The sequence below is a fragment of the Micromonospora sp. DH14 genome (assembly GCF_029809455.1).
Taxonomy (GTDB): Bacteria; Actinomycetota; Actinomycetes; order Mycobacteriales; family Micromonosporaceae; genus Micromonospora; species Micromonospora parva.
This window is the reverse complement of sequence record NZ_JARVKT010000013.1, coordinates 117,123-131,075: the sequence shown is the minus strand read 5'-3', so window position 1 is coordinate 131,075 and position 13,953 is coordinate 117,123. Positions and strand designations below refer to the sequence as shown.

The window sequence follows — 13,953 nt, the reverse complement described above, 5'->3', positions numbered from 1 at the left end:
GGGTGGCGCGCCTCGTGAGCGCACCGCAGTCGAGATAGCGGTCATCATATTGAGAGCTATGGATCTCGCGGGCCATCCTCTCTGGGTCGTACCACCGGCGTTATGGATCTCGCGCGGTGCGCCGCAGGGCTGCGGTGCGACCGGTTGTCAGCCGCCCGGGGCGCCGGTGCTCTCCCGGCGGATGAGGCGGAACGGTGTCTGCACGCTCAGCGGCCCCACGACCTCCGCGTCCTCGATGCGGGCGACGAGACGGCGTACCGCGAGACGGCCGATCTCCCTCTTGTCCGGGGCGATAGTGGTGAGGGTCGGTGCGCTGAACCGCCCATCCTCGATGTCGTCGATGCCGACCACCGCGACGTCCTCGGGAACCCGGTGGCCGGCCTCGGCCAGCGCCCGCAGCGCGCCGATGGCGACCAGGTCGTTGTAGGCGAACACCGCGTCCGGCCGGTCACCGCGAGCGAGGAGGTCGTGCATGGCCCGCCTGCCGTCGAGCCGGCCGAACGCCTCGGTGCGGGCGACCAACATCGGTCGGTACGGCAGGCCGGCCGCCGCCAGGGCCTCCCGGTAGCCCCGGACCCGCAGGTGGGCCGACTGCCGGTCGCCGCCAGCGGTGGCGCCGATGAACGCTATCCGGCGACGGCCGATCGCCACGAGATGCCGGATCGCCGCGTGGCTGGCCGCGACGTTGTCGATGGCGATGTGGTCGTGCGGCACGTCGTAGACACCCTCACCGATCAGGACGAGCGGGCCGCCGGTAGCACGGGCCAACACCTCCGCCCGGCCGATGCGCACCGGGCTGAGGATCAGACCGTCGATGACGCGCTGCCGGGTGCCGTCGAGGAGCGCCAGCTCCGCCTCCCGGTCGGCGGCGGTGTTCTCCATGACGAGGGTGTAGCCGAGCCCGGCGGCCTCGGCGATGGCGATCTCGGCGAGCTCGGCGAAGTAGGGGTTGGTCAGCTCCGGGACAGCCAGGGCGATCAGGCCGGTGCGACCGCGGCGCAGGTGCCGGGCGCCGAGGTTGGGACTGTAGCCGAGTTCGTCGATCGCCTGCTGCACCCGTTGTCGGGTCCGCTCCCCCACCGGGCGGTACCCGTTCACCACGTTCGAGACGGTGGCCAGCGAGACACCGGCGCGCTGGGCGATGTCCTTCAGGCTGACGCCCATCCACCACCCTTTCGCGACGTCGACCGGCGGGCCGGTCGGGCATCGACGAACAAGCATTGACGGGACGCCCAACGCGGTTCTATAACGTTATACAGGCGAAGACAGATGTCAATATGCCGACCACCGTCGGCGGGTGGAGATCCCACCCGACGTCCGTCGCTGACGCCCGTCCCCCGTCAACGACCACCCGATGCCCACCACCCACGCGCTTCGGGCCTGGCTGCACCGCCCGTGGCAACCCGCCCCCTCGGAGACGGCATGACACGTCACGTCCCCATCCGCCCCACCCTGCCACTGCTGCTCGTCCTCGCGGTGGTGGCCGGCTTTCTCGCCGCGCCCTCCTCGTCGGCGTCCGCCGCGCCGGCCAAGACGCCGCCACTGACCACCCCCTGGACCAGCCAGGCCCTCGCCGGCACCCCACTGCCCGAGTACCCGCGACCGCAGATGACGCGGCCGGACTGGCTCAACCTCAACGGCGAGTGGCAGCTACGCCAGTCGACCACCGACGACGCCCCGCAGTTCGGCACCAACCTGCCCGAGCGGGTCAACGTGCCGTTCCCGGTGGAGAGCGCGCTGTCCGGCATCCAACGGGCCGCCAACGACAACCGCAACTACCTGTTCTACCGACGCACCGTCACCATCCCGGCCAACTGGTCGGGCCGGCGGACCCTGTTGCACTTCGGCGCCGTCGACTGGCAGAGCACCGTCTGGGTCAACGGCGTCCGGGTCGGTGCGCACACCGGTGGCTACGACGCCTTCACCTTCGACGTGACCGCCCAGCTCACCGCCGGGGCGAACGAGATCGTCGTGAAGGTCTGGGACCCCACCGACACCCGGCAGAACGGCAGCCTGCCCGCCATCGGCAAGCAGACCAAGACGCCCGGCGGGATCTTCTACACCCCCAGCTCCGGCATCTGGCAGACGGTGTGGATGGAGCCGGTGCCCGCCGCCTCGATCAGCAGCGTGGACCTCTACCCGAACCTGAGCACCAACACCGTACGGGTCCGGGTCTTCACCCGGGGCGACGTGAGCGGCCACAGCGTGCTCGCCGAGGCACTGAACGGCGCCACTGTGGTCGGCTCGGCCACCGGCGGCTTCACCGAATTCAACGTGCCCGTGCCCAACGCGCGGCGCTGGTCACCCGACGACCCGTTCCTCTACAACCTCCGGGTGACGGTGCGCAACGCCGCCGGCGCCGTGGTGGCCCGGACCACGCACTACTTCGGCATGCGGGAGATCACCACCGGCCTCGTCAACGGGGTGCTGCGCCCCAAGCTCAACGGCCAGTTCGTGTTCCAGGTCGGCACCCTCGACCAGGGCTTCTGGCCAGACGGGCTCTACACCGCGCCGACCGACGCCGCACTCGCCTTCGACCTGCAGAAGCACAAGGACCTGGGCTTCAACATGGTGCGCAAGCACATCAAGGTCGAACCGCAGCGCTGGTTCTACCACGCCGACCGGCTCGGCCTGCTGGTCTGGCAGGACATTCCGTCGCTGACCGCACAGGACGTCGACCCCACCGACGCGCAGCAGGCGCAGTTCGAGGCCGAGGCGCGCGAGATCGTCGACGAGCACCGCAGCTCACCAGCCGTGATCGCGTACACGCCGTACAACGAGGGCTGGGGTGAGCGGTCCCTCGCCGACACCCGACGGGTCGCGCAGAACATCAAGAACCAGGACCCGACCCGTCTGGTCAACCCGCACAGCGGCCACAACTGCTGCCAGTCCCTCGGCAACCCCGGCAACGGCGACATCGACGACTGGCACGTCTACCTCGGGCCGGACTCCCCCGTACCGTCGAGCACCCGGATCGCGGTGCTCGGTGAGTTCGGCGGCCTGGGCCTGCACACGCCGGGGCACGAGTACAGCCCGAACGGTCAGTTCTTCGCCTACGAGTGGCAGGCCAACCCGACAGCGCTCACGGACCGTTACGTGGGGCTGGTGCAGGGCAGCCAGAACCTGATGGTCGGCAAGGGGCTCAGCGCCTCCATCTACACCGAGATCACCGACCTGGAGGGTGAGCTGAACGGTTTCCTCACCTACGACCGGCGGGTGATCAAGATGGACCAGGCGCGGGTGCGCGCCGCCAACACCGCACTGGTCAACGCCTCGAAGACCATCGGTAGTTCGGCGCCCGTCGCCCTGCCGACCAACACCCGCCGATCGTTGCAGGTGACCACGCCAGGCTTCACCAACCGTTACCTGCGCCACCAGGACGGCCTGGCCTACACCGAGGTGGTCGACGCCGCGAGCCCCAGCCTGCTCAAGGCCGATGCCACGTACACCATCCGGCCCGGCCTGGCCGGCACGGGTTGCTACTCGTTCGAGTCGGTCAACTTCCCCGGGCAGTACCTGCGCCACCAGAACTCCCGGGTCCGCAACTCGCCGGACGACGGCTCCGCGCTGCTGCGCGCCGACGCCACCTGGTGCGCCCGCACCGGGCTCACCGGCACCGGCGTGTCGCTGGAGTCGTACAACTTCCGAGGTAAGTACCTGCGGCACTACAACGCGGAGGTCTGGCTCAGCAACGGCACCGGCGGCGACGCGTACAACACGCCGACGCTGTGGACCGCCGACAGCACCTGGAGCATCGCCGCTCCGTGGGCACCCTGACCGGGTCGTCACGACCCGACGTGCGGGGGGTTCCGGCCTGGGCTGGAACCCCCCGCACCGTTGTCATCGGCCCGGCGGCGTCACTCGTCGTCCCGGGGGTCGTTTCCCCGGTCATGAGGGGAATCGGCGAGTCGATTGCACCGTCCGACCGGGTCGGCTTTTCCGGGCAAGGGCCGTGCCGCAAGTTGCATCCCGCCAGGTTCGCCCGGCTGTTGCAACACGCAATCAGGCCGCGCAATAAATAGACGAAAACCAATCTTGACTTGTCCGCCTGGCCAGCGCACCGTAAAGGGCCAGAGGCAGATGAGCGCCATTATCGGCATCGCCGAAGTGGATCGCCAAATGGGGGCGCTGCCGGTTTCGCGCCGCGTGCGTCAGGAGGCTTTCCATGCGTCTGAATCCCTTCAGTAGGGTCTATCTCACCGACCCGGCTGGCGTGTGGCGGCGCATTCTCGACGATCCCGACGGCGCGCACTACGCCGAAGATCTGGACCTGTGGTTGATCAGCAGACACGCACACGTCCGGCGGGCCCTCGCCGACGCCGCGACATTCGCCAATGCCCTCACCCTCGTCCCGGTCTACGAGGTGTGCCCAGCGGCACTGAGCGTGATCATGCAGATCGACGCGCCACCCACGACGGCCGCCGCCGACCCACCAACGCACCCACGCACCCGCCGGGCCCTGCGGGCGACCTTCGCGAACACCGCCGAGCGGGTCGAGGCCGAGTACGGGGCGATCGTCCGGCGAAGGGTCGAGCAGCTGGTGTCCCGTCTCGCCGCCCGCCGGGGCGAGCAGGTCGACCTGATCCCGGACTTCGCGACCGAGCTTCCCCTGCTGGTGGTCCTGGACATCCTCGGGGTGCCCGACGCCGACATCGGTCGGATCCGGAGCTGGGCGGACGGCCAGATCGCCCTCGTCTGGGGGCAGCCCGACCCGGCCGAGCAGGTACGCCTGGCGCAGGGCCTGCTGGAGTTCTGGCACTACTGCGAAGAGCTGGTCCGCCGACGGGTGGACAGTGGACAGCAGGGCGACGACTTCATCAGCCGGGCCCTGGCCTACCGCGACGACGACGACAGCGTCCTGACGGTGCCCGAGGTGGCGAGCCTTGCCTTCAACCTCCTGGTCGCGGGGCACGAGACCACCGCCGGGTTGCTCGCCCACGCTCTGGACCAGGCCCTGTCCGATCCCCTGCGCTGGTCGGCGATCGCCGCGGACCCAGGGCTCGTCCCCGCCTTCGTGGCCGAGACGCTCCGGTTCGCGCCGGCCATCGACGGCTGGCTCCGGGTGACCACCCGTGATGTCACGGTGGGTGCGGTGACGATCCCCGCCGGGGCACGCTGCCTGCTGTTGATCGGCGCGGCGAACCGGGACCCCGCGGCATTCCAGGACCCGGACCGGTTCGACCCGCACCGACCCGATGTGGGCAACCATCTGTCGTTCGGTCACGGTCCACATTTCTGCATCGGCGCGGGATTGGCGCGACTTGAGGCCGCCATCGCCCTCAGCCGGCTCGCCCAAACCATTCCCGGCCTCCGACTGTCGCCGGAGCAACATCGTTCATACAAACCCAATGTCGCGTTTCGTGCGCACCGCGGACTGCTCGCGACAATCGATATCCCGGCGTCCTCGGACGAGCCGGTGGCACGCGGTGGCGCGACGGCCGAAGTGCGCGCCGGCTGAGCGCCCGCGAGCGCCGGCGATGTCGACCTACCGACGGGTCGAGGGGTGGGACGCGCGAGGGTTGTCCGCTCCGCCCGGCGCATCTCGGTGCCGACACCGGCCCGGCCCGCGCCGTTCGCGCTTTGCCCGACGATCCATGCCGGTGAACGTCTTCACACCCATCGCATCCTGGGTTAAGAATTGCCCTCTGCGAATGTCCAGCTCATTGGCCGGTCTCGATCCCGCATCGGTCGCTGAATGTCCGTTCCACGAAGGTGAGCGCATGGAGCACACGTCCCCGTCGAGCTCGGCTCACTCCGCGGCCAGTCAGCGGTTCCGGTGGGAGCTGCGCAACTGTCGCGTCAAACGGGGCCTGACCCAACGGGCCCTGGCGGATCTGGTGCGGTTCAGCCGGGAGACCGTCGCCGCGGTCGAGTCAGGCCGCCGGTTCGGCAGCCACGAGTTCGCGCTGCGCTGCGACGACGTGCTCGGCACCGGCGGACGACTGGCCGCGCTCTGGCCGCAGGTCGCGGCCGAGCAGTTGGCGGCCGACGGTCGCCGGGGCCCGCGCGGGCCGGAGCCGGCCCGGCTGGATCGGCGGGTGCCGCGTCAGCGTGGGCGGCGCGACGCGCGGGACCCGGAGGCCGTGGTGGACGCGATCGACGAGTTGCGCGAACTGATCGGCCAGGTGCTCAACGGCCAACCCGAACCGGACGACCCGCAGCGGCGGCACCCACCGGTCGGGCCCCCCGACAACCAGCGCTGACCCGGCGGATCCGCCGCGACCGCGCGGCGTCACCGGTCGCTGACGTTGGGTACAGATGCTGGTACGGGCAGTTTGTACCACGGCCAGGTCTGGTCTACGAGCGCGGCTTCCGGCCGAATGGGACTTGCATTCGGCAACGTGCGGATAGACCGTCATCGACGAGTCGTGGGAGTCAATCTTGGCGTCGAGCACCCGGTCCCACGCGGCCAGACCCTACCCGACGCGCCGACGCGGCTGGAAGATAGCCGGTCGGATGCGCCTCATCGTGGCAGCCCCGCTCATCGCGGTGATCGGCTTCGCCGGTCTCGCCCTGACCGAGAGCGCCCGCCAGACGGCCCGGGCCAGCGACCTGCAACTCCTGACGCAGGTCGGCGCCGAGGCCGGCGACCTGGCCCACCGGCTGCAACGCGAACGCATCGCCGCCGCCGACCTGCTCACCTACGCCCGGCCGGAGCAGCAGGACGCCTTCGTCGCGGAGGTGGCCGCCACCGACGAAGCCGTCGCCCGCTACCGTGCGCAGCGAGGCCGGCTGTCCGCCGACAACGACGCCAACCCCGAGCTGATGCGGCGCATCGACGCGGCGCTGAACGGCCTCGCCCCGCTGCGCACCCAGGTCCGCACCGCCACGCACGCGTCGGTGTCCGCGATGACCTTCAGCTACCGCATCGCCATCGCCGACCTCATCAACCTGCGGGAGAACGTCTCCCACGGCGTGGTGGACGCCCAACTCGCCGACGGGATCCGCGCCTCGGCAGCACTGTCGAAGACGGCCGAGGCCATCGGTCAGCAGCAGGTGGCGGTGCTGCGCGCCGTCGCGGGCGGTGAGCTGACCCCGGCCATGCAGCAGGACATCACCGCGGCCCGCACCAGCTACACCGAGTCGAGCCTGTCGTTTCTGGCGCTGGCCCCACCCGAGTGGAGCCTCTGGTGGGAACAGGCCGGCACCGGCAAGGAGGCGCTCGCCCTGCAACGGATGCAGGACGAGGTGTCCCGGGCACAGCCGGGTTCGCAGCTGAAACTGGAGACCGACGACTGGGTGTCCACCACCCAGACGCGCGCCACCCGCCTGGCCGACCTGCGCGCCCGGGTCGACGACGCGGTCCGCGACGACGTCCGGGCCGCGCACGCCGACCAGCGCCGTCGGGCCGTGGCCGAGGCGGCCGGCGTCATCCTGGCCCTGATCCTGACCGCGTTGGTGACCTGGGCCGTCGCCCGGCAGATCACCCGACGGCTACGCCGCCTACGGGACGCGGCGAACGCCGTGGCGTTCGAGCAGCTTCCCGCCGTGGTGGCCCAGCTCCAGCAGCCCGGCAGCGCCACCGTCGACCCGCAGAAGCTGGCCCACCAGCAGTCCAGTGCCGCCCTCGAACCGTCCAGCGACGACGAGATCGGCGAGCTGGGCCAGGCGTTCAACGCCGTGCACCAGGCGGCTGTGCGGACCGCCGCCGAACAGGCCGTCATGCGCGCCAACACCGCCGACATCTTCATCCACCTGAGCCGCCGCGAACAGCGACTGGTCGACGCCGTCCTGGCCCAGGTCGACCTGGTGGAGCGGGACGAGACCGACCCCGACCGGCTCGACCAGCTGTACACGCTGGACAACCTGGCGACCCGGATGGGCCGGATCAACGCCAGCCTGCTGGTGCTCGGCGGAGTCGGCGTGGGCCGGGTACGCCAGCGCGACGTCCCGCTGCAACAGGTGCTCCAGGCGGCGCTGTCCCAGATCGAGCACTACGCGCGGGTCCGGCTCGGCATGATCGACGGGGACGTCGCGGTCGCCGCCAAGACCGTCGACGAGGTCGTGCACCTGCTCGCCGAACTCATGGACAACGCCACGGCGTACTCGCCGCCGGGCAGTGAGACCTGGGTGAGCGGCCGGAGCCTGGGCGACCGCGTCATCGTCCAGATCAGCGACGAGGGCGTGGGACTGTCCGCACCGCGGATGCAGCAACTCAACGAGCTGCTGGCCCACCCACCGGCCATCGACGTCGCCGCCGTCCGGGCGATGGGGCTGGTCGTGGTGGGTCAACTCGCGGCCCGGCTGGGCGCCACCGTCCAACTGCGACGCGGCCCCCGACGCGGCGTCCTCGCCGAGGCGACACTGCCCGCGGCGATCATCCGGTCCCTGCCACCGGAGGAGTACCTGCTCGCACCCGGCCGCCTGTCGCGGCGAGCGGCGCGCACGGCCAACCCGCCGCCGCCGTACCAGCCGCGCCCCGAACCCACCGCCGGACGCCCGGCGGCCGAGCGGACCCTGCCGGCGGCGCCGGTGTTCCGGTCGGCTCCCCCACCCCCGGACCGGGGTGACGCGCCCACCGAGGAGCTCCTCATCTTCGAACAGGTCAACCACTGGTTCCAGAGCGACGTCGTCGACGTCCCGAACGGTCAGAACGGTCAGAACGGCCGGCAGTGGTCCAGCCCCGCCGACGACGCCTGGCGTACCGCCGCCCAGGCGCAGACCCCCGAGGTCGCCACCACCACCAACTCCGGACTGCCCAAACGACAGCCGCAACGGCACCTCGTGCCCGGCGGTGTGACAGTGCCCCAGCAGCAGCAACGGTCCGAGTACCGCGACCCGGCGCAGGTGGCGACAGCGATGGCCGCGTACGCGCGGGGCGTGGCGAACCGACGGCGCACCCCGATCAACAGCGGCAACCCATGACGCGACAGGAGAGCACGTGAGCGACCAACAGGATCTCGGCTGGCTGCTGGACAACTTCGCGGCGCGCGCGACCGAGGTCAGCCACGCGATCGCCATTTCCAGCGACGGCCTGATGGTGGCCGCCACCCGCGACCTGCCACCGGACCGGGCCGACCAGTTGGCCGCCACAGGTAGCGGACTGGTCAGCCTGCTGCGCGGGGCGGCGGCCTTCTTCGACGCCGGCGCGGTGATCTCCAACGTCACGCAGCTCGAGGGCGGGTTCATGTTCTCGATGGCCTTCAACGACGGCGCCTCGCTGCTGGTGCTCGCCGCCCCCGAGTGCGACGTGGGCAAGGTCTCCTACGAGATGACCGAGCTGGCCAACCGCATCGGGGACGCGCTGACCCCCGCTGCCCGGGCGGCGCTCGCCCGCACCCGCTGACCACCCCGGCGCCCCCACGCCGGAGCCCCCTTCCCCTTCCTCTGGAGTTCAGACATGCCTCTCACCACGCCTTGGCGCAGCCGTGCCCTCACCGCCGCGCTGCTCGCGGCCGTGCTCACCACCGGTACGGCCTGCGGCGACGACGCGCCGGGCCCGAGCGCCGGCGGCTCGATAAAGATCGGCCTGCTCGCGTCGCTGTCCGGGACGTACCAGGCCGTCGGTACGGAGATCCGCGACGGCTTCCAGCTCTACCTGGACACCCACGACGGCAAGTTGGGCGGCCGGCAGGTCGACCTCATCGTCGCCGACGAGGGCAACGGCGCCCAGAGCGCCGTCCCGGCGGCGACGAAGCTGCTCAAGCAGGACCGGGTGTCAGCGCTCACCGGCATCGTCGGCGGCGGCTCGGTCGCCGGAGTCACCCCGGTGCTCAACGAGACCAAGGTGCCACTGGTCGGCTCCAACGGTCGGCCGGAACTCAAGGACGTCTCCCGCATCTGGCACACCTCGTACCTGTCCGACGAGCCCGGGGCGGCGATCGCCCAGCACGTCCGCGACAACGTGAAGGGCTCCGTGTACGCGATCGGCCCGGACTACCAGGGTGGTTGGGACGAGCTGCGCGGTTTCACCGACGCGTTCAGCAAGATCGGCGGGAAGCTCGCGAACGCCGACGGCAAGACGACCTTCACGCCGTTCCCGGCCACCACGAACTTCCTCCCGTACTTCGCCCGCATCAAGGCCTCCGGCGCGGCGGCCGTCTACACCTTCTACGCCGGCAGCGCCGCCGTCGACTTCGTCAAGCAGTACGCGCAGTCCGAGATCAGGGACATCCCGTTGTACGCGGCCGGGTTCCTCACCGAGGGCGGGGTGCTCAACGCGCAGGGCGACGCCGCCCGGGACATCTACTCGGTGCTCAACTACTCGCCGGACCTGGACAACGCGGAGAACCGCGCCTTCGTGGCGGCGTGGAAGGCGAAGCACGACGGTTCACCGACGACCTACGCGCTCGCCTCGTACGACGCGGCGGCGGTGCTGGACCGGGCGATCGGCGCCGCCGGAAGCGACCCGACCCCCGAGGCCATCAACACGGCCATCGGCCAGCTCGGCCAGATCGCCAGCCCGCGCGGCACCTGGCAGTTCTCCACCACCACGCACTCCCCGGTGCAGAAGTGGTACCTGCGGCAGGTCCGCCAGGACGGCCGGGCGCTGTCCAACACCGTCGTGGGTGACCTCGCGACCGTCGGCCGGTGACAGCGGTGGCGGTCGGCACGGACCGGATCGACCCGTACCTGATCCCGGCGTTGGACGGAGTCGCCTACGGGCTGCTGGTCTTCGTCGCCGCGTCGGGCCTGGTCCTCTGTTTCGGCGTCGCCAACATCCTCAACCTGGCGCACGGCCTGCTCTACGCGATCGGCGGGTACACCGCCGCGGCGCTGCTCGACGGTGGTTGGGCGAGCCTGGCGGTGGCGTTGGCGGTCGGGGTGCTGGCCGCCGCCGCGGCGGGGGTTGTGCTGGCCGGTCTGCTCACACCGGTCGCCGCCGGCAACCACCTGGGTCAGGCGCTGCTGACGTTCGGGGTGGCGCTGGCCGGCGGCAGCCTGCTCGTCGCCGGCTTCGGACCCGACGACCCGCAGGTCCAGGTGCCCGCCGCGCTGGAGGGGTCGGTGATGGTCGCCGGTCACCGCTACGCCGCGTACCGGTTGGTGTTCATCGTCGTCGCGGCGGTGCTCGCCGCCGCGCTCTACCTGGTGGTGCGACGCACCAGGGCCGGGATGCTGGTCCGGGCGGCCGTCGACGACCCGGAGATGGTCGCCTGTCTGGGCGTGAGCCCGGCGCGGATCCGGGCCGGTGTGCTCGCCGCCGCCGGCGCGCTTGCCGGCGCGGCCGGGGTCCTCGGCGCGCCCATCATCGGCCCCGGCACGGACACCGCCGACACCGTGCTGCTGCTCTCCCTGGTGGTCGTCGTCCTCGGTGGTCTCGGGTCGATGGCCGGCACCCTGCTGGCCGCGCTCGCGATCGGCGAGATCCAGACGCTGGGCGTGGCGTTGCTGCCGTCCGCCGCGCCGTTCCTGCTGTTCGCCGCCATGGCGGCGGTGCTGGCGGCGCGGGCGCGCGGCCTGGCCGTCAGGTGGCGGACGGCATGAGCGGAGAGGTGATCCGACGGGCACGCGGTGCCGTCGCGGCGCTCGTCCTGGTGGGCCTGGTCGTCGCGCCCTGGGTGGTCGACGACTACACCTCGGCGCTGCTCGCCCGGACGCTGGCGCTGGCCCTGGTCGGGGTGAGCGTGGCGCTGCTCACCGGCGTCGCCGGCATGCCCACCCTCGGGCAGACCGCACCGTACGCGGCGGGCGCCTACGCCTGCGCCGTGGTCGGCAGCCGGGTCTCCGACGTCGGCGTGGTGCAGCTCGTCGTCGCGGCGGGCGCCGGGGCGCTGTTGGCCGCGCTCACCGTGCCGCTCGTCGTGCACGCCCGAGGGGTGATCGTCCTGATGATCACCCTGGCCATCGGCGAACTCGTGGTCGTCGTCCTCGGACGCTGGCGGTCGGTGACCGGTGGCACGGACGGGCTGGCCGGTGTCCCCGCGGTCCGCCCGTTCTGGGGGCTCCCGGCGCTCGCCAGCGACCAGGGCCGCTACCTGTACGCCCTGGTCGTCGTGGCCACGCTTGTCGGCGCGGTGCTGGTGCTGCTGCGTACCCGCGCCGGGCTGGTACTGCGGGCCGGCCGCGACGACGAGGCGCGGTTGCGCGCCAGCGGTCACCGGGTGGCGGTGCGCCTGTCCGGCGCGCACATCGCGGCCGGGGCGATCGCCGGAGCCGCCGGGTCGGTCCTGGTCGTCGCCCAGCAGTACATCTCCCCCGCCGATTTCGGCTTCGACACGTCGGCGCTGCTGCTGCTCGGTGTGGTCATCGGGGGCACCGCCTCGGTGGGCGGCGCCCTGGTGGGCGCGGCGCTGGTCATCGCCGTCCGGGACTGGTTGTTCGGGGTGCTGCCCGGCCACGCGCCACTGGTGCTGGGCGCACTGTTCGTGACGACCGTCTACCTGCTGCCCACCGGGGTCAACCGGGCCCGGTCGCGGCTGTCGCCGACCGCTGCGCCGCAGCCGGACCCGCCCACCGCCCAGGAGCGGGCCACCGTCGGGGAGCTGCGCCGATGACCGGCCTGCTCGACGCCCAGGAGGTGAGCGTGCGGTACGGCTCACTCGCCGCCCTCGACGGCGTGGACCTGTGCGTCCACGACGGTCAGCGGCACGCGCTGATCGGCCCGAACGGGGCCGGCAAGAGCACCCTGCTCGACGTGCTCGGTGGCTCCACGCGGCCGCAGCGCGGCACGGTGCGGTTCGCCGGGCGGGACATCGGTCGGCTCGGCCCGGCGGCCCGGGCGCGGCGGGGCATCAACCGCATCCACCAACGACCGGCGGTCTTCGCGACGCTGACCGCGGCGGAGAACGTGGTGGTGGCCGCGCTGCCACGGGTCATCCCCCGCCGCCGGTGGTGGCCGGCCGGACGTCGGCGCGCCGCGCAGCAGCTCGCCGGTCCGCTGCTGGAGCAGATGGGGCTCACCGCCGTCGCGGCGGTGCCCGCCGGGCACCTCGCGCACGGGCAACGACGCCAGTTGGAGATCGCCATGGCCCTGGCCGGTCGGCCCCGCCTGCTGCTCCTCGACGAACCGGCGGCCGGGTTGTCCGCCGTCGAGGTCGGCCGACTGGTCGAGCTGCTCCAGGCGTTGCCCCGGGCCGTCGCGGTGTTGCTCGTCGAACATCGACTGGACCTGGTGTACGCCCTCTCCGACACGGTCACGGTGCTGCGCGACGGTCGGACCCTGGCCGCCGGCACACCTGACGAGATCCGTACCTCGCCGCTGGTGCGGCAGGCCTACGCGGACGGGGTGGCGTGATGCTCACTGTGGATCGTCTCTGCGCCGGCTACGGCGGGGGAACCGTCCTGGACGAGGTCAACCTGCGGGTGCGCCAGGGCAGCATCCAGGCCGTGGTGGGCCGCAACGGGGCGGGCAAGAGCACGCTCGTGCACACCATCGCCGGGCTGGTCCGCCCGTCCAGCGGTCGCATCGAGGTCGGCGGGGTGCACGTCGCCGGCCGGCAACCGCACCGCATCGCCCAGTCCGGCGTCGGTCTGGTGCCGCAGGGCCGGCGGGTCTTCTCCCGGTTGACAGTGGCCGAGCACCTGCACCTGGCGGCCGCGCCGTGGCGGGCCCGCACCTCCGGCGGCGAGGGCTGGACGGTCGCCCGGACCCTGGAACTGCTGCCGAGGCTGGCGGTGCGGCTGCGACACCGGGGCTGCGAACTCTCCGGCGGTGAGCAGCAGATGCTGGCGATCGCCCGTGCGCTGCTCGGCCAGCCCCGGGTGCTGCTGCTCGACGAACCGTGCGAGGGCCTCTCGCCCGACCTGGCGTCGCGGGTCCGCGAGCTGGTCAACAATCTCGCCGCCGACGGCCTGACCGTGCTGCTGGTGGAGCAGCAACTCCAGCACGCCATCGAGATCGCCGACCGGGTGGCGGTGCTGGAGTACGGCCGGATGGTCTACGACCGGCCGACAGTGGAGGCCCGCCGCGATCCGGCCCCGCTGGCGGCGATGGTGAGCATCGCCGCCGTCGCGCCGCCCCCATCCAACCGACCGACCCCTCGGCTGTGGGCCGACACCCCGTAGTCAACC

11 protein-coding genes are annotated in these 13,953 nt (G+C 71.9%); 10 read left to right on the top strand and 1 reads right to left on the bottom strand.

All coding sequences use genetic code 11. The features are described 5' to 3' along the window. Positions 1–147: 147 nt before the first annotated feature. Positions 148–1,164, bottom strand: coding sequence for a LacI family DNA-binding transcriptional regulator (locus tag QCZ28_RS18875; RefSeq protein WP_279517888.1), 1,017 nt, complete (start codon positions 1,162–1,164; stop codon positions 148–150). 258 nt (positions 1,165–1,422) lie between these two features. On the opposite strand from QCZ28_RS18875, the gene QCZ28_RS18870 reads away from it, so the two are divergent. The 10 genes from QCZ28_RS18870 (at position 1,423) to QCZ28_RS18825 (ending at position 13,947) form a co-directional block, all read left to right on the top strand. After that, positions 1,423–3,777 (top strand): AbfB domain-containing protein, encoded by a 2,355-nt coding sequence (locus QCZ28_RS18870; RefSeq protein WP_279517887.1) that lies wholly within the window; start codon positions 1,423–1,425, stop codon positions 3,775–3,777. Between the two features lie 388 nt (positions 3,778–4,165). Further along, entirely contained in the window at positions 4,166–5,458 is a 1,293-nt protein-coding gene (locus QCZ28_RS18865; RefSeq protein WP_279517886.1) for a cytochrome P450, read from the top strand. Positions 5,459–5,720: 262 nt separating this feature from the next. Further along, on the top strand, positions 5,721–6,203 hold the full coding sequence (locus QCZ28_RS18860; RefSeq protein WP_030336264.1) for a helix-turn-helix transcriptional regulator: 483 nt from the start codon (positions 5,721–5,723) through the stop codon (positions 6,201–6,203). Between the two features lie 253 nt (positions 6,204–6,456). Beyond that, on the top strand, positions 6,457–8,865 hold the full coding sequence (locus QCZ28_RS18855; protein ID WP_279517885.1) for a nitrate- and nitrite sensing domain-containing protein: 2,409 nt from the start codon (positions 6,457–6,459) through the stop codon (positions 8,863–8,865). A 16-nt stretch (positions 8,866–8,881) separates the two neighbouring features. Continuing rightward, positions 8,882–9,286: a roadblock/LC7 domain-containing protein gene (locus tag QCZ28_RS18850; RefSeq protein ID WP_279517884.1), complete on the top strand. Its 405-nt coding sequence runs from the start codon at positions 8,882–8,884 to the stop codon at positions 9,284–9,286. Positions 9,287–9,340: 54 nt separating this feature from the next. Beyond that, positions 9,341–10,534, top strand: a complete 1,194-nt coding sequence (locus tag QCZ28_RS18845; protein WP_279517883.1) for an ABC transporter substrate-binding protein — start codon at positions 9,341–9,343, stop codon at positions 10,532–10,534. After that, a complete protein-coding gene (locus tag QCZ28_RS18840) occupies positions 10,531–11,427 on the top strand; it encodes a branched-chain amino acid ABC transporter permease (protein ID WP_279517882.1) in 897 nt (298 codons plus the stop codon). The genes QCZ28_RS18845 and QCZ28_RS18840 overlap by 4 nt, the downstream gene beginning before the upstream one ends. Then, complete coding sequence (locus tag QCZ28_RS18835) at positions 11,424–12,437, top strand: branched-chain amino acid ABC transporter permease (protein ID WP_279517881.1); 1,014 nt, start codon at positions 11,424–11,426, stop codon at positions 12,435–12,437. Before QCZ28_RS18840 ends, QCZ28_RS18835 begins: the two co-directional genes overlap by 4 nt. Then, positions 12,434–13,177, top strand: coding sequence for an ABC transporter ATP-binding protein (locus QCZ28_RS18830; protein WP_210859933.1), 744 nt, complete (start codon positions 12,434–12,436; stop codon positions 13,175–13,177). The genes QCZ28_RS18835 and QCZ28_RS18830 overlap by 4 nt, the downstream gene beginning before the upstream one ends. After that, positions 13,177–13,947 carry an ABC transporter ATP-binding protein gene (locus QCZ28_RS18825; protein WP_279517880.1) on the top strand — a complete coding sequence of 257 codons (771 nt, stop codon included), beginning with the start codon at positions 13,177–13,179 and terminating at the stop codon, positions 13,945–13,947. Before QCZ28_RS18830 ends, QCZ28_RS18825 begins: the two co-directional genes overlap by 1 nt. Positions 13,948–13,953: the final 6 nt, after the last annotated feature.

Excerpts from the sequence above, each read along its gene's own strand:
- QCZ28_RS18875 (WP_279517888.1), bottom strand. The coding sequence starts at position 1,164 with ATGGGCGTCAGCCTGAAGGACATCGCCCAGCGCGCCGGTGTCTCGCTG.
- QCZ28_RS18870 (WP_279517887.1), top strand. The coding sequence starts at position 1,423 with ATGACACGTCACGTCCCCATCCGCCCCACCCTGCCACTGCTGCTCGTC.
- QCZ28_RS18865 (WP_279517886.1), top strand. The coding sequence starts at position 4,166 with ATGCGTCTGAATCCCTTCAGTAGGGTCTATCTCACCGACCCGGCTGGC.
- QCZ28_RS18860 (WP_030336264.1), top strand. The coding sequence starts at position 5,721 with ATGGAGCACACGTCCCCGTCGAGCTCGGCTCACTCCGCGGCCAGTCAG.
- QCZ28_RS18855 (WP_279517885.1), top strand. The coding sequence starts at position 6,457 with ATGCGCCTCATCGTGGCAGCCCCGCTCATCGCGGTGATCGGCTTCGCC.
- QCZ28_RS18845 (WP_279517883.1), top strand. The coding sequence starts at position 9,341 with ATGCCTCTCACCACGCCTTGGCGCAGCCGTGCCCTCACCGCCGCGCTG.
- QCZ28_RS18835 (WP_279517881.1), top strand. The coding sequence starts at position 11,424 with ATGAGCGGAGAGGTGATCCGACGGGCACGCGGTGCCGTCGCGGCGCTC.
- QCZ28_RS18830 (WP_210859933.1), top strand. The coding sequence starts at position 12,434 with ATGACCGGCCTGCTCGACGCCCAGGAGGTGAGCGTGCGGTACGGCTCA.
- QCZ28_RS18825 (WP_279517880.1), top strand. The coding sequence starts at position 13,177 with ATGCTCACTGTGGATCGTCTCTGCGCCGGCTACGGCGGGGGAACCGTC.